This is a genomic window from Agrobacterium sp. 22-221-1, assembly GCF_053522445.1.
In genome coordinates this window covers 137,908-156,789 of sequence record NZ_JBNWCL010000009.1, presented here as the reverse complement: position 1 = coordinate 156,789, position 18,882 = coordinate 137,908, and the positions used below count along the sequence as shown (strand labels likewise).

Genomic DNA, 18,882 nt, shown 5'->3' with positions numbered 1-18,882 from the left:
CTGCTTCACTTTGATATGGCGTCACCAACGATAGGTCAGCTTGCCCATAACCGTTCTTCCGTCACCGTAATAGCATCCGAAAGTGGAGCAACTAGAAATATATTCTTTATCAGTCAAGTTTTGCACCAGAAGCGAGGCGCGGTAGCCGTTTTTCTCGTAATGCACGCCGAGATCGAGCAGGGCGAGGCCCTTCATCTCGAAGGTATTGGCGGCATCGCCATAACGTTTTCCGACATAACGCACACCGCCGCCGATGCCGAAACCCTCAAGGGCGGTATCTTCCGGGAAAGTGTAATCCAGCCAGAGGCTTGCGGCGTGCCGGGGCGTGCTGTCCAGCTCCTTGCCGTTATTCACGCGGCCTGAGACCTCGCTGTCCATGTAGGTATAGGCCGCGCGCAGGTCGAGCCCGTCGGCAAGGCTTGCGACGCCTTCAAGCTCCAGGCCTTTCACATGCGCCTCGTCCATCTGCTGCGTCACGCCGCCCACCGTCGTCGTAACGTTTTTCTGTGTCAGATCGTAGACCGCGGCGGAGAAGAAACCGTCGAAACCCTCGGGCTGGTATTTGACGCCCGCTTCCCATTGTTCGCCGGTGGTCGGTTTCGGCGCATCGCCGACAGCCGGCTGCGGCACCGGTTCGAAGGAGGTCGCGTAGCTGACATAGGGCGCGATGCCGCCATCGAACAGATAGCTGACGCCGACGCGGCCGGTCAGCTTGTGATCGTCCTTGTCGAGCGAGCGGTAGGTGGTGCCGTTGAAGGTCGTGCCGCTGGTGCTTGCCCAGTCCTGCCGCAGGCCGGCGGTGACGCGCCAGTTCTCGAAGGCCATCTCGTCCTGCGCATAAAGGCCGATCTGGGAAATATCCGTCTTCACATCGGCATAAAGCGTGCGCGAGGTGAGGCTGATCGGCCCGCCATAGACCGGATTGACGGGATTGAGCGGCGTCGCGGCCCAGAATTCGGTTTTGACGTTATTGTCGAAATAACGGTAGTCCAGCCCGACAAGCAGGGTGTGGTCGATCGGCCCCGTGGAGAACTCCGCCTGCAGGTTGTTGTCGATGTTGAAAGTGTTCAGCAGCTCGTCCTGGAACGTCGCATTGCGGCGGATGAGATTGCCGATCATGCCGCCGCTGGTCGAAGACATGCCGAGCGCGCGGTAGGACCAGTCGAAATTGGAATAACGCGCATTCTGCCGGAAGGTGAAGGTCTCGTCGAAACGGTGCTCGAATTCATAGCCGATATTGGTGAATTTGCGGCTCGACGTATCGAAGGACGGATCGCCGACATAAAAGCTGCGATCCAGCATATTGCCGGGTCTGAGATAGGTCAGCGCCGGCGGCAGGCCGGAGGGCGAACTCGGATTGTCGTGCTGATAGGAGGCAAGAACCGTCAGCTTCGTATCCTCGTCCGGCTGCCAGGTCAGCGCCGGTGCGATGAAATAACGGTCGTTCTGCAAATTGTCGGTCTGGGCATGGGCGTTGCGCGCAAGGCCGGTCAGGCGATAGGCGAAACTGTCGCTATCCGCCACCGGGCCACCAATATCGAACATCGACTGGTAATAGTCGAAGCTGCCGATCTGCACACCGACTTCGCCGAACCGTTCGAAGGTCGGCCGCTTGCTGATGAGATTGATGAGGCCGCCGGGATTGCCCTGACCGAAAAGAACGGAAGCAGGCCCGCGAATGACTTCCACGCGCTCCAGACCGTAAACCTCATAGGAGGGCGCACCGGCGGTGCGCATCAGCCGCAGACCGTTCAGGAACTGCAACTGGTTTCCCTGAAACCCGCGAATGCGCGGCGCATCGAAACGCGGATCCGCCCCAAACGGCTGCGCGACGACACCCGGAACATAATTCAGTGCCTCGCTGAGATTGCGAACGTTCTGAGCATCCATCTGGTCCTTGGTGATGACGGATACGGATTGCGGTGTCTCGATCAGGGATCGCCCCGTCTTGGTGGCGCTGGCGCTGGTTTTCGCCACATAGCCTTTCACGGGCGCCTTGGGGTCCTGATTTTTGGCGCCCTCCACGGTGATGGTCTGCAGCACCGTCGTACCGGCCTCCTGCGCAAGGGCGGAAGCCGGGGCCAAAAAGCCCACATAAGCGATGACGGCGCAACCGCCAGCCAGAATGGAAATGTGTTTGGTTTTTCCCTGCACCCCAAGCCCCTTCATCACCCGCGCCACCACAAGGCGGTATTTTTCTGGAGAATTTAAGTCATCTTATTACGCAAGGGACGGATTGCGATCCAATAAGCGCAGCCGGTTTTTTTCAGAACTATTGATTATGAAAACTCACAACGATAATAGCTTGGAATTATTCAAATCTGCCGGAAAGGCCGTGACGATGGGCAAGAAACCGGCAAGCCGGGCAGAAACGTTCGAATTGCGCCACCTGCGCTATTTCACCACGCTGGTGGATGAACGCAATTTCGAGCGCGCCGCCGCCCGCCTCGGCATTGCCCAGCCGGGTTTGAGCCAGCAGATCATGGCGCTCGAACAGATTGTCGGCATGCCGCTTCTCGACCGGACGCGCCGCTCGGTGAAGCTGACCACGCCCGGCCAGCTTCTCTACGAGGATGCCCGGAAAATCCTCGCCAATGCCGAGGCGACGCTTGCGGCGCTCAAACGCGTCGACCGCGGCGAAACCGGGCGCATTTCCATCGGTTATGTCGCCTCGGCCGCCTATTCCGGCCTGATGATCCGGTCCATCGCCAGTTTCCGCGCTTCCCATCCCGATGTGGAGCTGCAATTGATCGAAATGGAGATGCGGCTGCAACTGGCCAAGATTGCCGACGGCAATCTGGACTTCGCCTTCATCCGCCCGCCCGCGCCTGTTCCGGAAGGTGTGACAACCCATGTGGTGCTGCGCGAACCGCTGATGGCCGCACTTCCTGAAAACCATCCCCTGGCCTTTGCGCTGCAGGTCGATCTGAAAAAGCTTGCCGGCGAGACCTTCATTACCCCGCGACAGCCGCCGGATGTCGGCTTTCACTACAATACGATAGAGGCCTGCAATGAAGCCGGGTTCCAGCCGGCGATCACCCCGGAAGGCAGGGACTACACCACGATTGCCAGCATGGTGGCCATCGGCCTCGGCGTCGCGCTGGTGCCGCGCTCGCTTAATTGCCTGAGGCTGCCCGGCGTACGCTATGTGCCGCTTGCCGCCAGTTCCACGACCTCGGACCTCGCCATCGCCCACCGGAAAACGGAAGCCTCTCCCGCCGTCAGGGCCTTCATTCTCCATATGCGCAATTGAAGCGGCAGCACCCGCCCGCCTGTCGATCCCGTGGACGAAAAATCCGCCATCACCCGTTTGCGCCGCGTCGGCGGCAACAGGCGGGGGCGGCGTAACCGCATGGGATTGCGAAAAGAATGGTGTTCTTACGGGCAGGCCGAAAACAGGAACGAAATCCTGTCCGGATATTTCCTGTCCCCGCTTTTCCCCGTGGCCGCAGCGCACCCCATAATCGCGGCAGATTTTAATTTACGGGAGACAGCAATGGCTGAGACTTACGAACACCACGCCGCCGGCCTCGAATCCCCGGCATCTCACGCTTTCGATGTGGTTCCGGACGATACGAGCCCGCTTCCTTCTCCCACCCGCGCCATCTATGTGGGCAATGGCGGCCATCTCTGCCTGACCCTGCTTTCCGGGGCGACGGTGAGCTTCCAGAACCTGCCCGCAGGCAGCCTGCTGCCGGTCAGGGCCACGCGCATATTTGCAACGCGCACCACCGCCACAGGCATCGTGGGCCTCAATTAAGGGCCCTATCGTCTCGACGATCTGAAACACCCCCACCGAACGGCCACCACGGAGTGTGACACTTTCATGACAAGCTTTCAGGTTGATGTCAGCAAAATGACGCATCCGCCATTGATCGGCCCATGCGGCAGCCTGGACGGCGGCGTTTTCGCCCCGTCTCCGTTGCCGCCGGCCTATTGGAAATCTGGTGGATCTGACAGTGGCTCTTTTTACCGCGAAAGCGACGGGAACAGTAACATATCGTCCGGAAATCGGCAGCGTGCCGCTCAGCCTGCTGACGGCAGCCTATCTGCTGTTTTTCACGAACCGGACATTCTGGTCGAAGGTTCACACCTATCTTTCCGCCTATCCGGTTGCCATCGTCGCGCTTTATGCCGCCATGGCCGCCTTTCTCGGCGCCCTCATCATCATTTTTTCCGCCAAATATCTCATCAAGCCGTTTTTGATCTTCCTGGTCTTCGCGGCGGCGGCCGCTTCCTGGTTCATGGATCGCTACGGCATCGTCATCGACAGCGACATGATCCGCAACGCCATGGAGACGACGCAGGCGGAAGCCGGCAATCTGATCACGCCCGGCTTTCTCTGGCACATGGCGATTTACGGGCTGGTGCCGTCCCTCCTCATCGTCACCGTGCGTGTGCGCCACCGCCCGATCCTCGACAAGCTTTTGTGGAACACGATCAGCATCCTGATCTGTCTTTCCATCGCCGGCATCATCAGCTTCGCCAATTCCAAGACCTTCACAACCGCCGTGCGCCAGCACAAGGATATCGTCAAAAGCGTCAATCCATTGTCGCCGATCATGTCGGCCATTCATTATTTCACGCTGGCGGGCAAGGAAGTCGATATTCAGGTCAGCCCGGTCGGCGGGGATGCGAAGGTCCTGCCTTCATTGGGCGGCGTCCGCAAACCCCGCATCACCGTCATCGTTGCGGGCGAGACCGCGCGGGCCGCGAACTTTTCCCTGAATGGCTATGGGCGCGATACCAATCCCGAACTTACAAAACGTGGCGTGATCTATTTTCCGAACACGACCAGCTGCGGCACCGCAACGGCGATTTCCATTCCCTGCATGTTCTCGAAGTTCCCGCGTTCGCAATATAGCCACAAAAAGGCGCTCGCCAATGAAAACGTCATGGATGTTCTCGTCCATGCCGGGGTCAGTGCGACATGGCTGGACAACAATACCGGCAGCAAGAACGTGGCCGACCGCATCCCCTATTTCGACCTGCCCTCCACCAATGACAGCCGCTTCTGCACCGGCGGGGAATGCCGCGACGATATCTTCTTCGACAAGCTCGACTCCTGGCTCAATAACGTCACCAGGGACAGCGTCATCGTGCTGCACCAGATGGGCAGCCACGGGCCGACCTATTATCTGCGCTATACCGACGAATTCCGTAAGTTCACCCCGGATTGCCGCACGGCCGAGCTTGGCAACTGCTCCGACGCGGAGATCGTCAACTCCTACGACAACACGCTTCTTTACACCGATCATTTCCTCTCGACCGTGATCGACAAGCTGAAGGCCCGTTCCGACAGGCTGGCGACGGGCATGATCTATGCGTCGGACCATGGCGAGTCGCTCGGCGAGAACGGCGTCTACCTGCATGGCGCGCCCTATCTTTTGGCGCCCGACCAGCAGACCCATGTGCCGTTTCTCGTCTGGTTCGACGACGACTTTGCGAAATCCATGGGGCTCAACAAAGCCTGCCTCGCAAAAACCGCGGCGGAGGGCGGGCGCTCGCACGACAATTATTTCCACAGTATCCTTGGCATGATGAATGTCTCCACTTCGGTCTACGATCCCTCGCTCGATGTCTTCGGCGGCTGCACCCAGCGCCAGAACAGCTGAAACACCGTGCTTGACGCTTATCCGGAGAAAGAGATACGCAGGACGAAGCGATAGAGGGAGCTGTCTTGCGGGTTCTGCTTGTTGAAGACGATCATGTGCTGGGCGAAGCGCTGCGGGACCATGTCGCGGCGGCGGGTCATGCTGTCGACTGGTTCAAGACGCTGGGCGACGCCATGGCGGCGACGCTGACGATGGGTTACGGCCTCATCCTGCTCGACATGCGCCTGCCGGATGGCGAGGGCATCACCCTTCTGCGAAGCCTGCGCCAGCGCGATGACGCAACGCCGGTGATCATTCTGACGGCCCATGACCAGGTCTCCGACCGGATTGCCGGGCTGAACGCCGGCGCGGACGATTATCTGGTCAAACCTTTCGATCTTAACGAGCTTTCGGCCCGCATGCTGGCGGTTTCGCGCCGTTACGAAGGGCGTTCCGCTCCTGTCATCCGCCTGCCCGGCATCGAGATCAACCAGGTGGCGCGCAATATCACGGTCGATGGAACGGCGCAGACGCTGAGCGCCCGGGAATGGGCCGTGCTGGAAAAACTCGTCGAACATCCCGGCGCGGTCGTCTCGAAAGCGCAATTGCACGACACGCTTTACGAATTCGGCGCGGAAATAGAAAGCAACACGGTCGAGGTCTATATCAGCCGGCTGCGCAAGAAAATCGGCCATGACCGCGTCGAAACCGTGCGCGGCGTCGGCTACACCATCCGATAGGCAGAATTACAAGCAGGCAGACATGGCCAGACCGACCAGCATGACCCGCAAGCTCGTGACGGCGCTGACCAGCGTTGTCGCCATATCCTGGCTTCTCGCCTGCGGGCTGGGCGTCATGGTGATGCAGGATGAGTTCGCCGAGATTTTCGACGCCGGCGTTGAGGAAACCGCCGAAAGACTGCTGCCGCTATTGGTGGACGATCTCAGGGAAAACAATACCGCGCCTGCCGCGCAAAAGCTCAACCAGACGTCGGAACGGGCGGAATATCTGACCTATCAGGTCCGCGACCGGGAAGGACAGGTGGTGCTGCATTCGCATGACAGTTCGACGGAGCCTTTCGAGGTCTCGCTCGAACCCGGTTTTTCCGAAACCGCGACCCAGCGCATCTTTACGGTTGCGACACCGGACGGAAACTATTTCCTGCAGGTTGCCGATGCCTTCGCCAATCGCCGCGAGGCAATCGAAGAGGCGGGCACCGCGCTGCTGCTTCCCGTTCTCATCCTCATTCCCGCCAGCATTTTCGCCGTCATTGTCGTGGTGCGCAGAACGCTGCGACCGATACAGACCCTGCGCGACGACATCGGCAAAAAGGACGGCGGCAATCTCGCGCCGCTGCCGACGCAGCCCTTTCCGGGCGAACTCCATCCCATTGCCCGTTCGGTCAATCTGCTGCTCGGACGATTGAGATCGGCAATCGAGGCGGAACGGGAATTCACCGCCAACAGCGCCCATGAATTGCGCACGCCGATTGCCGGCGCGCTGGCGCAGGCGCAGCGGCTGCATGCCGACATTCCGCCGGAACTTGCGCCGCGTGTGGAAAACATCGAAAAATCCCTGCAGCATCTCGCCCACCTGGCCGAAAAACTGCTTCAGATGTCGCGCGCGGAAGCGAGGATCGGGGTCACCGACACGGCAAACGATCTCATTCCCGTTCTCGAACTGGTTATAGACGACATGATGAGAACGGCCATCGGTTCATCCCGCATCCGCTTCACCAATCGCTGTGAAAGCGGCCTCTCCTGCAGGATCGGCACGGATGCCTTCGGCATCATCATCCGTAACCTCCTCGAAAACGCGCTGATCCACAGCCCGGCGGAAAGCCCGGTTCAGGTCGTCGCCGAAGCGGACGGCACGATCCGCATCGTCAATTCCGGGGCGGCAATCGACGCGGCGCTCCTACCCAAGCTGACGACGCGTTTTACCAGGGGCCAGACCACGGCGGACGGAACCGGGCTTGGCCTTGCCATCGTCAAGAGCCTGGTGGAGCAGGCCGGCGGAGAGCTGGTGCTTTCCTCGCCGGCGCCGGGCCGGCAGGACGGTTTTGAGGCCCGCATCGTCCTTCCCGCCGAAACCGCCTGAATGCCGAAAAGAAAAAGCCCCGCCGGAAGGACGGGGCTTTTTCCGGTCTGGATGGCGGTCGCTCAATCCTCGTGGATATGGCTGTGATCGCGCGTGTCGCGCATCTTCACATAAACCACCAGCGACAGGGCGATCATGATCGTCACATACCAGAAGAACCAGTTTTCGTGGCCGATCTGCTTGAACTTCAGGGCCACGAATTCCGCCGTTCCGCCGAATATGGTGTTCGCCAGCGCATAGGGCAGAGCCACGCCAAGTGCGCGGATATGGGCAGGGAACATTTCCGCCTTCACCACCGCATTGATGGAGGTATAGCCGGTAACGATCAACAGGCCGACCAGAACGAGGGCGAAAGCCATGATGGGATCGGTCGTCGTCGCAAGCGTGCTGAAGATCGCATAGGTGAACAGCGTTCCGAGAATGCCGAAGCCGACCATCAGCGGCTTGCGGCCGATCTTGTCGGACAGCGCACCCGCAATCGGCTGGCACAGCATGAAGACGAAGAGCGCCGCCGTGGTGATTTCCGTGGCGCTTTCCTTGCTGAAGCCGGAGGTGTTGACGAGGAATTTCTGCAGATAGGTCGTATAGGCATAAAAGGCGAGCGTGCCGCCGGAGGTGAGCGCCATAACCATCAGCGCTTCCCTTGGATAGTGCTTGAACAGCGCCCATCCGCTGGACTTCGGCTTATCGGCAGCGCCGGTCTTGGCGTTTTCGAAGGACTGCGTCTCGACAAGGCCGCGGCGGATATAAAACACCGCAATCGCCAGAAGGCCGCCAATGAAGAAGGGAATGCGCCAGCCCCAGGAGCCGAGCTGTTCCGGCGTCAGAACCCGCTGCAGCACCAGAAGCACCGCCAGCGCCAGAAGCTGACCGGAAATAAGCGTCACATACTGGAAGCTGGAGAAGAAACCGCGGCGGTTCTTGCCGGCCATTTCGCTGAGATAGGTTGCGCTCGCGCCATATTCACCGCCAACGCTGATGCCCTGCAGAAGCCTTGCGAAAACCAGAATGGCCGGCGCGGCGATGCCGATCGCCTCATGGCCGGGCGTAATCGCGATCAGCAGCGAACCGAGACACATCAGCGTGACGGACAAGGTGAGACCGGCCTTGCGGCCCTTGCGGTCGGCATAGGTGCCCATGAACCAGGCCCCGATGGGCCGCATCAGAAATCCGACGGCGAAAACGGCGGCTGCACTCAAAAGTTCGGCGGTCTGATTTCCGGAAGGGAAAAACACCGGCGCGAAATAAAGGGTGAAGGCCGAATACACATACCAGTCGTACCATTCGACGAGGTTGCCCGCCGATCCGCCGATAATGGATTTCAAACGGGTTTTCTGGTCCGGCGCGGTGGCGGGACCATTTGCCATAATATTCACGGGTAAACTCCAATTCATCTTCGTCTGGAGATGGAAGGGCGAACGGAAGGTGTGATAATTTGTCGCTCTCGGTGGGGGTATATACCCGTCATGTTGCAGTGCGCAAGTTTATACCGCATCGCGATATTGCCGAAAAACCAGCCATGGCGGCTGAAGCCCTGCGGATTCCCGGCCTTCCGCCACCCTTTTTTCAGCGGATTTTCGGGTGGAAACCTCAAAAGTAAAACCGCCCGACTGTGATCCGCCTTGTAAGCCGCCCGCGCTCAAACTAAAAAATATCAATGATTTACGATATATCGGACGTCCAGATCGAAAAGCTCCTCATTGCCGCCGCCCGTGCCGGCGAGGCGCTGGCGCGGCTGGACGAGCGGATCGACCGGTCACCGATGAAACACGGCTTCATCGAAAGACAGGATTTCACCGATGCGATTTCCTCCATGTGGGTGGATGGCGAACTCGTTCACATGGAAGACCTGGTGCTGCATGACGCGCATATGGATGTGCGCGCGCCAACCCATGAAATGACGGCGGCGCACCGGATTCTCCGCTCGAGACGGCTGATCTTTTCCAATGCCCCCGGCTGGGCCTTTACCGCGCCGGGCCTTTCACGGCTACGCGGCAGGGCGGCACTTGCCGAAGAGCCTACGCCTCCCAGACAAACGCTCGACCACTCCCGCGATGAAGACACCGACGCGGAGGAGGAGGAAACATCGCTGGACGGCGCTTTTTCCGAGCTGGACGCGCTTCTGGCGCGAAGCGCCGCAACGCTCGATGCGATCACCACCGGCAGCGCGCTTCCGCCAATGCACAGGGAGGAAAGCCATGCGATCATCAACGAACCCGACTGGGACGAGGATGAGCGGCTGAAAGAATGGTGGGACGTCCATGCGCGGACGGAGGAACTGCCGGCGATTCTTCGCACAGCCATCCTGCTCGATGCCTGGAACATGATCGAGGTGCTGCAACGCAGCCCCTGGCTCGGCCGGCTTCTGGCCTCCGCCTTTCTGCGCGACGGCGCCGTCACGCCCGATCACCTGCCGGCCCTCAGCGCCGGTCTTCGCGCGGTCCCACGGGAGCGCCGGCACGCTCGAAACCAGACACAGCGCGTTCTCGCACTTCTCGACAGCTTTTACGAAGCGGGGCAGGCCGGCATGAAGGAACATGACCGGCTGACCCATGCGCGAGAACGCATGATGCGCAAGCTGGCCGGCCGACGTTCCTCCTCGCGCCTGCCCGAACTCGTGGAGCTTGTCGTCTCCCGACCGGTGGTTTCGGCGGCGATGATCGTCAAGGAACTCGGCACCACGCCGCAGGGTGCGATCGGGCTCGCCAACCAGCTGGAATTGCGGGAAGTGACGGGTCGCGGCCGGTTTCGCGCCTGGGGCATGCTGTAGCGAAAGCTGCCCCTGCCCCTCGCAAGAGCCCCGAAAAAACGGCGTTATCTCGGCCTTTTTCCGGCAAAGACGTGCCGCAGAAATGCAGCGATCACGAATCTTAACAAAATTTAACTATTGCGTAGGTCGATGAAGCCGCTATGTTCCTCGCTGCGTTGCAGCACCGATTTTCTTCTCCGGCAACGCGGTCGCATTCGGCCCCGGCAACTTTTTTTTGCCGCCCGCATTTAAGTGTCCATTCTGAGGGAGATGCAATAATGACAATTTCAATCTCACAACCCGATTCCGATCACGAAACCGATGCTCCTTTTGCCAAAAAGGTTCTCACCGCGCGCAATCTCGCCGGATATACGGTCGAACAGCTTGCCGTGACCTGCGGCCTGACGACCAGCGAAATACGCGCGCTCGAAGACGGCACGGACAGCGATCCGCTGCGCATCAGACGCGTTGCCGCAGCACTTCATATTCCTGTCGAAACCGTTATCTGATCCACCTTAGCGATCATCAAAAATCTCAGCGCCGCCGGGGACGATGTTCCAGGGAACATCCGGGCGGCGCGCGTGCCCCGATGCCGCCAGTCCCTTTCGGAACATTTTCCGCGCCCCTCTCTTAACATTTTCGTTATCCGGCACCACATGGGGTTCACGAGCGACCATGTTCGGCCGAGTGCGACATGTGCCCCGCTTGTGCGAGAGCAGCAACAACCTCCGGAATCCTGCCATGACACTAAGTCTCGACACCGAAGAACGGGTTTCTTCAGCATTGGATGAATTGTGGCCAGCGGAAAAGACGGAAATTCTCGACTGGCTGATCACCGGCACCAAGGACGAACGCTTTATCGACGAGATATTCGTCGAGCTCTGCAACAGGCTGCGGGCGAGCGGAATTTCCGTCGCCCGGGGCGTGCTCGCTTTCCGCATTCGCCATCCGCAATGGCTTGGCGCGCGCATTCTGTGGAAAGCCGGCCTGTCCACCGCCGAGATCGCCACCTATGGCTATGGGTCTGAAAATACGCCCGAATATCTGAACAGCCCCATCAACGACATTCATCAGGGCGCCACCGAAGTCCGCCACCGGCTGAACGGAGAGGACATCGATGAGCCCGGCTATACGATCTACGAAGACCTGCGGGCCGAGGGGCTGACGGATTATTGCGCCTGGCCGATCGAGCACACCTTCGGCAAGCGTCATGTCGCCAGCTTCTCCAGCGACCGGCCCGGCGGTTTTTCCGACAGCGAAATCCTCGCCTTGAAAAACCTGCTTCCGGCGCTGGCGCTCGTCAGCGAAATACGCCTGAAGAACCGCATGACGCGCACCCTTCTGGAGACCTATGTGGGGCCGCATGCCGGCGAAAAGATCCTCAACGGCGCCACCACGCGCGGCAGCGGCATGACGGTGGGTGCGGCGATCCTGATCTGCGACCTGCGCAATTTCACCCATATTTCCGACCTTTGGCCGCGTGACGATGTCATCGAGCTTCTCAACGGTTATTTCGACGCCATGTGCGATCCCATCGAGGAATTCGGCGGCGAAATCCTGAAATTCATGGGCGACGGGCTGCTGGCGATTTTCCCACTGAGTGACCCGCAGGCCTGCGAAAACCTGCTGAAAGCCATCGCCAGCGCGCAGAAGAGCCTCGTTGCGCTGAATGAAATCAATTGCCGCAAGGGCCACGATCCCCTGGGTTACGGCATCGGCGTGCATGTCGGCGATGTCATGTATGGCAATATCGGCTCGAAAACCCGCCTTGATTTCACCGTCATCGGCCCCGCCGTCAATATCGCCTCGCGGCTGGAAACGCTGACCAAGGAGACCGGGCGCAATGTGCTTTTCTCCGAAGAATTCGTGCGCATGGCCGGATATCAGGGAAAGCTGGAAAATCTCGGCCCATGGCTGCTGCGCGGCCTCGAAACCCCGGTCGAAGTATATGCCCTGCCCCACAATGCGGCCCTGACAGCTTCGGCCGATTGATTATCGCGCGGGGCTTTTCACGACACCGGCCATCCGCGCCGCATGACCTTTCCGAAGAGCGATTTCGGCCGTCTGGATCATCGTCAAAACGCTTGACACGTCTGCGATGTCGATCTAGCAAAATGGAACATATATTCCATATCGAAACATTGCTTGCATTCATATTCTGTCTTTCCGGGAGTGAGAGACGGGTGTGAGAAACCGGAGGAAAGATGGTTACGAAATTGGCATTGCTCGGCGCTGGACGGATCGGCAAGGTCCACGCCAAGGCGATCACCACCGACAGCCGTGCGCAGCTGGTGGCCGTTGTGGACGCCATGGCCGGTGCTGCGGAAGCAATCGCCCGCGAGGCGCAGTGCAAGGTCAGCACGATCGATGAGGTTCTGGCCGACAAGACGATCGATGCCGTCATCATCTGCACCCCGACCAACACCCATGCCGACCTGATCGAGCGTTTCGCCCGCGCCGGCAAGGCGATCTTCTGCGAAAAGCCCGTCGATCTCGATGTCGCCCGCGCGGAAGCCTGCGCCAAGGTGGTCGAGGAAACCGGCGCGAAGGTGATGCTCGGTTTCAACCGCCGTTTCGACCCGCATTTCCAGGCCGTTCACAAGGCCATCGACGATGGCCGCATCGGCAAGGTGGAAATGGTGACCATCACCAGCCGCGACCCCGGCCCGCCGCCGGCCGAATATATCAAGGTCTCCGGCGGCATTTTCCGCGACATGACCATTCATGATTTCGATATGGCCCGTTTCCTGCTCGGCGAGGAAGTGGAGAGCGTGTTCGCCACCGGCTCCGTCCTCGTCAATCCGGAGATCGGCGCGCTGGGTGACTTCGACAGCGCCAGCATCATCCTGACGACGAAAAGCGGCAGGCAGGCGATCATTTCGAATTCCCGCCGCGCGACCTATGGTTACGACCAGCGCATCGAAGTGCACGGTTCGCTCGGTTCGGCAGCGGCCGAAAACCAGCGTCCGGTTTCCATCGAAATCGCCAATGCGGATGGCTACACCCGCCCGCCGCTGCATGATTTCTTCATGACGCGTTACACGGCGGCCTATGCTGCGGAAATCACCGCTTTCATCGACAGCATCGAAAACAATGTCGCGCCGTCGCCCTCCATCAAGGACGGTCTGATCGCGCTGAAACTGGCCGACGCCGCGTTGAAATCCGCGACCTCGAAGACGGCCGTGAAGATCGGCTGAAGTTAAGCGCGACGCTGAGCGTCTTGCTGAACCTTCTGTCCGCCGCGCAATCGTTGACGGCGGACAGCCCTGCCTGTCCCAAAGCCCTCGGCAACGGGCCAATATCATCAAGGCTTTACGTCGACTCGAAGCGCGTCGCACCTTTCAGATTCCACAAGTCGCGCCTCTAAGATTCCATAATAGGTCGGCACACCCCACCGCCCTCATTCCTGTGCTTGTCACAGGAATCCAGCCGACGCGTGTCTGCGCGGCGAGAAAAACTCCTTTCAGCCCAAGGACTTGGGCTGGCTGGATCCCTGTGACAGGCACAGGGATGAGGAGAGAATGCAGCAAAAGCATGTTCCAGCAATCGCCCCTTTAAAACGCAGCTTCCACACTTGCATGGCAGCTATTCGGAAAATAAGGTTGTCTGACAAGGTACGGCCGTAACATATGGCTGTTACCCACCTCATTCACCCCGAATACTCTTTCGCCGGCGGCAGTCGGATAGCGGTTTTTTCATGCCATCACCCAGGACCGGCTTTCTTTATGCGCTTGTCGCTTTCACGATCTTTGCGGCGCAGGATGGCATATCGAAACATCTGGGCAGCGCCTATCCGCCGGTTTTTATCGCCATGCTGCGATACTGGGCCTTTGCCGTCTTCGTTCTTTTGATGGCCGCAAGGTCGGCGGGCGGCATTCGGGGCGCCGTCATGGCCAACCGTCCCTGGCTGCAGATCGGCCGCGGCGTGCTTCTCGCCGTGCAGATCGTCATTTCGATCTTCTCCTTCGCCGTCGTCGGGCTGGCGCACAGCCATTCCATCCTCGCCTCCGCACCGCTGATCGTTGCGGCGCTGTCCATGCCTTTGCTGGGAGAACATGTGGGCTGGCGGCGCTGGAGCGCCATTTTTGTCGGCTTCATCGGCGTTCTCGTCATCCTCAAGCCGGAGGGCGACGGTTTCGACAACCGGCTGATGATCACCTTCGTGGCCACCTTCATGCTGGCTCTCTATAGCGTCCTGACCCGCCTCGGCAGCAAAAGCGATTCGGCGATGACAAGTTTCTTCTACACCGGCGTGGCCGGTGCGGCGGCCCTGACGCTGGTCGGTCCGTTTTATTGGGTCAGCATCGAGCCGCAGGATTGGGGCTGGATGCTGGCGCTGTGCATTACCGGCATGAGCGGCCATTATTGTCTGATAAAGGCGTTCGAACTGGCGGATGCAGCCTCCGTGCAGCCCTTTTCCTATTATCAGCTGGTGCTCGTCTCCATCATCGGCGTCACCGTCTATGGCGAAGTGGTGACGTCCAATATGGTCATCGGTGCGGCGATCGTCATTGCCGCCGGCCTCTTCACGATCTGGCGCGAGCATGTGGTTGCCCGCAAGAGCCGCCGGGAGACGAAATAGGCAGCCGGCGCTGGAAAACCCCTAGACGAGAGCCGCCTCACACCGCAGCAGCATCCCGAACAAGTCACGCGGCTCATCCGGATCGGCCAGCAGATCAAGCTCCGTATAAAGCCCGGTGGATGGCAGCTTCGAGCGCACATAACGCAGCGCCGAAAAATCTTCCGTCGCGAAGCCGACGCTGTCGAACAGCGTGATCTGTCGCTCACTTGCCCGCCCCTGCTTTTCACCGGTTATGACCTGCCAAAGCTCGATGACTGGATAATCCGCCGGCAATTGCTGGATTTCACCTTCAATACGCGTCTGCGGCGGATATTCGACGAAAATATCGGATCGAAGCAGAATATCCCGGTGCAACTCCGTCTTGCCGGGGCAATCGCCGCCAACGGCGTTGATGTGAATGCCAGGCCCGACCATGTTGTCGGTCAGGATCGTCGCATATTGCTTGTCGGCGGTGACGGTGGTGATGATATCCGCCCCTTCGACCGCTTCCTGTGCGCTCTCACAGATCTTCATGGCAAAACCCTGCCCGGCGAGATTGCGGGCGCATTTTTCGCTGGCGGACGGGTCGATATCGAATAGCCGCAGCGTGTCTATGCCAAGAATCGCCTTGAAGGCGCGCGCCTGGAATTCGCTCTGGGCGCCATTGCCGATGATGGCCATGGAGCGGGAATTCTTGCGGGCGAGATATTTCGCGGCGACAGCGGAGGTGGCCGCGGTGCGCAGCGCCGTCAGGATCGTCATCTCGGTCAGAAGCAGCGGATAACCATTGCCGACATCGGAAAGCACACCGAAAGCCGTCACCGTCTGGCGACCTTCCTTCATGTTCTTCGGATGACCGTTGACATATTTGAAGCCGTAAAGCGTGCCATCGCTGGTCGGCATCAGTTCAATGACGCCTTCCTTAGAATGCGAGGCGATGCGCGGCGTCTTGTCGAAGCTTTCCCAGCGGCGGAAATCCTCTTCCACCGCATCGGCAAGTTCGCGCAGGAACGTATCGATGCCCACGCGCAGCACGAGTTTCATCATGTGATCGACGCTGACGAAGGGCACGATATTGAGGTTCGGTATCACGGTCATCGCATCACCCCTTTCAGCCGGCCCGTGTCGGGCGGTCCATAACCCGCTTGCCCATCAGGCTGGCGGCGAGATCCACCATCAGCGTCGCGGTTCTGCCGCGCTCGTCGAGAAACGGGTTGAGCTCCACCAGATCGAGGCTGCAGACCAGCCCGCTATCATGCAGCATTTCCATGACCAGATGCGCCTCGCGGAACGTCGCGCCGCCCGGAACCGTGGTGCCGACGGCGGGTGCGATGGACGGTTCGAGAAAATCGACATCGAGGCTGACATGCAAAAGCCCGTTTGCCGCCTGAACCCGCGCCAGAAACGCCCGCAGCAGAACGGCGACGCCATGCTCGTCGATCGAGCGCATGTCGTGCACGGTGATGCCGCTCTTTTCCAGTGCGGCCCTCTCCGCCGGATCCACACTGCGGATGCCGATCATGCCGATATTGTCTTCCGGAACCGCATGGGAAAGCGGCGGGAAATAACCGGCAAATCCCTCACGACCACTGAAATAGGCGACCGGCGTGCCGTGCAGATTGCCGCTGCGCGTCGTCTCAAGCGTATGATAATCGGTATGGGCATCGAGCCAGAGCACGAAAAACGGCCGGCCGGTCTCGGCCACCCGGCGCGCCATGCCGGCGACCGTCCCAGCGGAAATCGCATGGTCGCCGCCGAGAAAGATCGGCACGGCATCCGCGCTTTCACGATAGGCAGCCTCCGTCAGCGCCTCGGTCCAGGCCACGGTTTCAGACAGATGGTGCACGGCGGGATTGGGATGGTTAAATTCGCGGAAGGTCGCCGGCGTCACATTGCCGGTATCGACAACGCGATGCCCCAGTTCTTCAAGGGCATGAGCAAGCCCCGCGACGCGATAGGCGCTCGGCCCCATCTCGCATCCCAATTGCCCGGCCCCGATCTGCAGCGGCGCACCGATCAACCTGATTTCCATTCCCGTCCTCGCTTTCCTGCCAACAATCCCAGTTCACCACAGTGATATGGCGAAATGAACATCAAATATTGGCAATATTATTGAAATAAGCTATCGATATGGTAAAATTGATTTATCGAATTGGTCATATGGATAATCTCGACGAACGGCTCATCACCCTTTTGCGACACAATGGCAGGCGCAGCATTTCCGATCTCGCAATCGAGACGGAAACCTCTCGCGCCACGGTGCGCTCACGCATCGAAAGAATGGAGAATGACGGCACCATCATCGGTTACACCGTCATTTTGCGCGCCGATGCGGTGGAGGCCGCGATCCGCGGCATCATGATGATCGAGATCGAAGGCCATGTGACGGACCGCGTCATCCGTACCCTTGGCGGTTTTCCGGAAATCTCCGAAATCCACAGCACCAATGGCCGATGGGATCTCATTGTGGAACTCAACGCCGCCACGCTCAGCGATTTCGACGCGGTACTGCGCCGCATCCGCCTGGTGCCCGGCATCACCGGCAGCGAGACCAGCCTTTTGCTCTCCACCCCGCGCTCCACCCGGGCACGCCTCTGAACCGGGGAGCAAAACGCAAAACAGGGATAAAACGCATTTTTCGATTTTTTCGACTTGCGCCCCTGAATAAATCATCTATATGACGACCCACCAAAGCGAACGCGCCACGCGCTTTAAAGCTTTTGGGGAATAGTTCAATGGTAGAACAGCGGACTCTGACTCCGTCGATCTTGGTTCGAATCCAGGTTCCCCAGCCAAATTTCTCCAAATGAAATCAGCTTCTTGAGTTTTGAATATTGCACGGCATCGGGACGTCCCGTGCCCGGCATCGTTCACCCACGATAAACGATCGCTCCACCCGTCATACCGGCGCCGGCAGCCGTCAAAAGCAGGGTTTCGCCTTCCGCGAGAGGCCTTTCGGCATTGGTGACGGAGAGCGAAAGCGGAATGGTGGCGGCGGAGGAATTGCCGAAGCTTTCTATGGTGCGAACCGTCTTTTGCCTGTCAATGCCGAGATTGCCGCAGACGGCGTCGAACATGCGGGCATTGGCCTGGTGGGGTACGAAACGGTCGATATCGGCTGCCGTCGTTCCGGCTTCATGCAACACCCTTTGCGAGGTCTCGGTCATCAGCGTCACGGCACGGGAAAAGACTTCGCGGCCGTCACGCATCGTCATCAGCGCCTCCTCAGTGGATGTATCGGCAGAGAAGGGCTGGCTGCTGCCTCCCGCCGCTATCTGGATCAGATCGTAACCGCCGCCATCCGCAACGAGATCGGCCGACAAAAGCCCGCGTTGCGCCTCGCGGCAGGGCTTGAGTACGACGGCGCCGGCGGCATCGGCGAACAGGACCGCGCTTGCCCTTTCCGCCGGATTGATACGACGGCTCAATATATTGGCGGCAACGATGAGGACGGCGCGGCCATGGGTGCGGACAAAGCCATCCGCAAGGGTGAGCGCATAAAGAAAGCCGGAACAGGCCCCGGCGAGATCGATCGCGCCGGATCTGGCAAGGCCCAGCCTGTGGGCGAGCAGCGGCGCCGAGGGCGGCAGAAGGTGATCCGGCGTGGAAGTCGCAAGCAGCGTCAGCGCGATCTCGTCGGAGCCGATTTCGGCATCTTCCAGCGCCATGCGGCCGGCTCTCGCCGCAAGGCCGCTCAGAGTGTCGCCCTCTTGCGCCCAATAACGCGTGCGGATGCCGGTGCGCCGCTCGATCCAGCCGGCTTCCAGCCCGAGGCTGGTCTCTATCTCGGCATTGTCGACGCATCGTGACGGAACGGCATGACCAAAACCGGCCATGCGGGAAGAATGGGTCTGCATTGTCAGGACTTTCGGAGACGG

General features: G+C 59.8%; 16 protein-coding genes and 1 tRNA gene. 12 read left to right on the top strand and 5 right to left on the bottom strand.

Annotated elements, in window-relative coordinates:
• Positions 1–21: 21 nt before the first annotated feature.
• A complete protein-coding gene (locus ACQZ5N_RS15925) occupies positions 22–2,184 on the bottom strand; it encodes a TonB-dependent siderophore receptor (protein WP_448733423.1) in 2,163 nt (720 codons plus the stop codon).
• A 157-nt stretch (positions 2,185–2,341) separates the two neighbouring features.
• On the opposite strand from ACQZ5N_RS15925, the gene ACQZ5N_RS15920 reads away from it, so the two are divergent.
• The 5 genes from ACQZ5N_RS15920 to ACQZ5N_RS15900 all read left to right on the top strand — a co-directional run bounded on the left by ACQZ5N_RS15920 (position 2,342) and on the right by ACQZ5N_RS15900 (position 7,694).
• On the top strand, positions 2,342–3,253 hold the full coding sequence (locus ACQZ5N_RS15920) for a LysR family transcriptional regulator (RefSeq protein ID WP_448733448.1): 912 nt from the start codon (positions 2,342–2,344) through the stop codon (positions 3,251–3,253).
• A 243-nt stretch (positions 3,254–3,496) separates the two neighbouring features.
• Positions 3,497–3,760, top strand: coding sequence for a spike base protein, RCAP_Rcc01079 family (locus ACQZ5N_RS15915; RefSeq protein ID WP_448733422.1), 264 nt, complete (start codon positions 3,497–3,499; stop codon positions 3,758–3,760).
• Positions 3,761–3,947: 187 nt separating this feature from the next.
• A complete protein-coding gene (locus ACQZ5N_RS15910) occupies positions 3,948–5,615 on the top strand; it encodes a phosphoethanolamine transferase (protein ID WP_059755954.1) in 1,668 nt (555 codons plus the stop codon).
• 65 nt (positions 5,616–5,680) lie between these two features.
• On the top strand, positions 5,681–6,334 hold the full coding sequence (locus ACQZ5N_RS15905) for a response regulator transcription factor (protein WP_448733421.1): 654 nt from the start codon (positions 5,681–5,683) through the stop codon (positions 6,332–6,334).
• Between the two features lie 22 nt (positions 6,335–6,356).
• Positions 6,357–7,694: a sensor histidine kinase gene (locus ACQZ5N_RS15900; RefSeq protein WP_448733420.1), complete on the top strand. Its 1,338-nt coding sequence runs from the start codon at positions 6,357–6,359 to the stop codon at positions 7,692–7,694.
• A 62-nt stretch (positions 7,695–7,756) separates the two neighbouring features.
• Here the strand turns inward: ACQZ5N_RS15900 and ACQZ5N_RS15895 are convergent, their stop codons facing one another.
• Positions 7,757–9,061 (bottom strand): MFS transporter, encoded by a 1,305-nt coding sequence (locus tag ACQZ5N_RS15895; RefSeq protein ID WP_059755960.1) that lies wholly within the window; start codon positions 9,059–9,061, stop codon positions 7,757–7,759.
• A 290-nt stretch (positions 9,062–9,351) separates the two neighbouring features.
• Here ACQZ5N_RS15895 and ACQZ5N_RS15890 point away from each other — a divergent pair, with 290 nt between their 5' ends.
• The 5 genes from ACQZ5N_RS15890 to ACQZ5N_RS15870 all read left to right on the top strand — a co-directional run bounded on the left by ACQZ5N_RS15890 (position 9,352) and on the right by ACQZ5N_RS15870 (position 15,025).
• On the top strand, positions 9,352–10,464 hold the full coding sequence (locus ACQZ5N_RS15890; protein ID WP_448733419.1) for an RHE_PE00001 family protein: 1,113 nt from the start codon (positions 9,352–9,354) through the stop codon (positions 10,462–10,464).
• A gap of 257 nt (positions 10,465–10,721) precedes the next feature.
• Complete coding sequence (locus ACQZ5N_RS15885) at positions 10,722–10,952, top strand: helix-turn-helix domain-containing protein (protein ID WP_003522093.1); 231 nt, start codon at positions 10,722–10,724, stop codon at positions 10,950–10,952.
• A 232-nt stretch (positions 10,953–11,184) separates the two neighbouring features.
• Positions 11,185–12,435: an adenylate/guanylate cyclase domain-containing protein gene (locus tag ACQZ5N_RS15880; RefSeq protein WP_448733418.1), complete on the top strand. Its 1,251-nt coding sequence runs from the start codon at positions 11,185–11,187 to the stop codon at positions 12,433–12,435.
• 212 nt (positions 12,436–12,647) lie between these two features.
• The gene (gene iolG / locus ACQZ5N_RS15875; protein ID WP_003522091.1) at positions 12,648–13,640 is read left to right on the top strand and encodes an inositol 2-dehydrogenase; all 993 of its coding nucleotides are present in this window, start codon (positions 12,648–12,650) and stop codon (positions 13,638–13,640) included.
• A 500-nt stretch (positions 13,641–14,140) separates the two neighbouring features.
• A complete protein-coding gene (locus ACQZ5N_RS15870; protein ID WP_059755971.1) occupies positions 14,141–15,025 on the top strand; it encodes a DMT family transporter in 885 nt (294 codons plus the stop codon).
• Between the two features lie 21 nt (positions 15,026–15,046).
• Here the strand turns inward: ACQZ5N_RS15870 and ACQZ5N_RS15865 are convergent, their stop codons facing one another.
• Positions 15,047–16,102, bottom strand: a complete 1,056-nt coding sequence (locus tag ACQZ5N_RS15865) for an ornithine cyclodeaminase (protein WP_448733417.1) — start codon at positions 16,100–16,102, stop codon at positions 15,047–15,049.
• A gap of 13 nt (positions 16,103–16,115) precedes the next feature.
• Positions 16,116–17,036 (bottom strand): arginase, encoded by a 921-nt coding sequence (rocF, locus tag ACQZ5N_RS15860; RefSeq protein WP_035264543.1) that lies wholly within the window; start codon positions 17,034–17,036, stop codon positions 16,116–16,118.
• A 128-nt stretch (positions 17,037–17,164) separates the two neighbouring features.
• Here rocF and ACQZ5N_RS15855 point away from each other — a divergent pair, with 128 nt between their 5' ends.
• Positions 17,165–17,602 (top strand): Lrp/AsnC family transcriptional regulator, encoded by a 438-nt coding sequence (locus tag ACQZ5N_RS15855; RefSeq protein WP_003508428.1) that lies wholly within the window; start codon positions 17,165–17,167, stop codon positions 17,600–17,602.
• 123 nt (positions 17,603–17,725) lie between these two features.
• A tRNA-Gln gene (locus ACQZ5N_RS15850) sits at positions 17,726–17,799 on the top strand.
• Between the two features lie 75 nt (positions 17,800–17,874).
• Here the strand turns inward: ACQZ5N_RS15850 and ACQZ5N_RS15845 are convergent.
• The gene (locus ACQZ5N_RS15845; RefSeq protein WP_448733416.1) at positions 17,875–18,861 is read right to left on the bottom strand and encodes a beta-ketoacyl-ACP synthase III; all 987 of its coding nucleotides are present in this window, start codon (positions 18,859–18,861) and stop codon (positions 17,875–17,877) included.
• Positions 18,862–18,882: the final 21 nt, after the last annotated feature.

What these genes read in the sequence shown, in the direction of transcription:
- ACQZ5N_RS15920 (WP_448733448.1), top strand. Translation starts at nt 2,342, where the DNA reads ATGGGCAAGAAACCGGCAAGCCGGGCAGAAACGTTCGAATTGCGCCAC.
- ACQZ5N_RS15915 (WP_448733422.1), top strand. Translation starts at nt 3,497, where the DNA reads ATGGCTGAGACTTACGAACACCACGCCGCCGGCCTCGAATCCCCGGCA.
- ACQZ5N_RS15900 (WP_448733420.1), top strand. Translation starts at nt 6,357, where the DNA reads ATGGCCAGACCGACCAGCATGACCCGCAAGCTCGTGACGGCGCTGACC.
- ACQZ5N_RS15895 (WP_059755960.1), bottom strand. Translation starts at nt 9,061, where the DNA reads ATGGCAAATGGTCCCGCCACCGCGCCGGACCAGAAAACCCGTTTGAAA.
- ACQZ5N_RS15890 (WP_448733419.1), top strand. Translation starts at nt 9,352, where the DNA reads ATGATTTACGATATATCGGACGTCCAGATCGAAAAGCTCCTCATTGCC.
- ACQZ5N_RS15885 (WP_003522093.1), top strand. Translation starts at nt 10,722, where the DNA reads ATGACAATTTCAATCTCACAACCCGATTCCGATCACGAAACCGATGCT.
- ACQZ5N_RS15880 (WP_448733418.1), top strand. Translation starts at nt 11,185, where the DNA reads ATGACACTAAGTCTCGACACCGAAGAACGGGTTTCTTCAGCATTGGAT.
- iolG (WP_003522091.1), top strand. Translation starts at nt 12,648, where the DNA reads ATGGTTACGAAATTGGCATTGCTCGGCGCTGGACGGATCGGCAAGGTC.
- ACQZ5N_RS15870 (WP_059755971.1), top strand. Translation starts at nt 14,141, where the DNA reads ATGCCATCACCCAGGACCGGCTTTCTTTATGCGCTTGTCGCTTTCACG.
- ACQZ5N_RS15865 (WP_448733417.1), bottom strand. Translation starts at nt 16,102, where the DNA reads ATGACCGTGATACCGAACCTCAATATCGTGCCCTTCGTCAGCGTCGAT.
- rocF (WP_035264543.1), bottom strand. Translation starts at nt 17,036, where the DNA reads ATGGAAATCAGGTTGATCGGTGCGCCGCTGCAGATCGGGGCCGGGCAA.
- ACQZ5N_RS15855 (WP_003508428.1), top strand. Translation starts at nt 17,165, where the DNA reads ATGGATAATCTCGACGAACGGCTCATCACCCTTTTGCGACACAATGGC.
- ACQZ5N_RS15845 (WP_448733416.1), bottom strand. Translation starts at nt 18,861, where the DNA reads ATGCAGACCCATTCTTCCCGCATGGCCGGTTTTGGTCATGCCGTTCCG.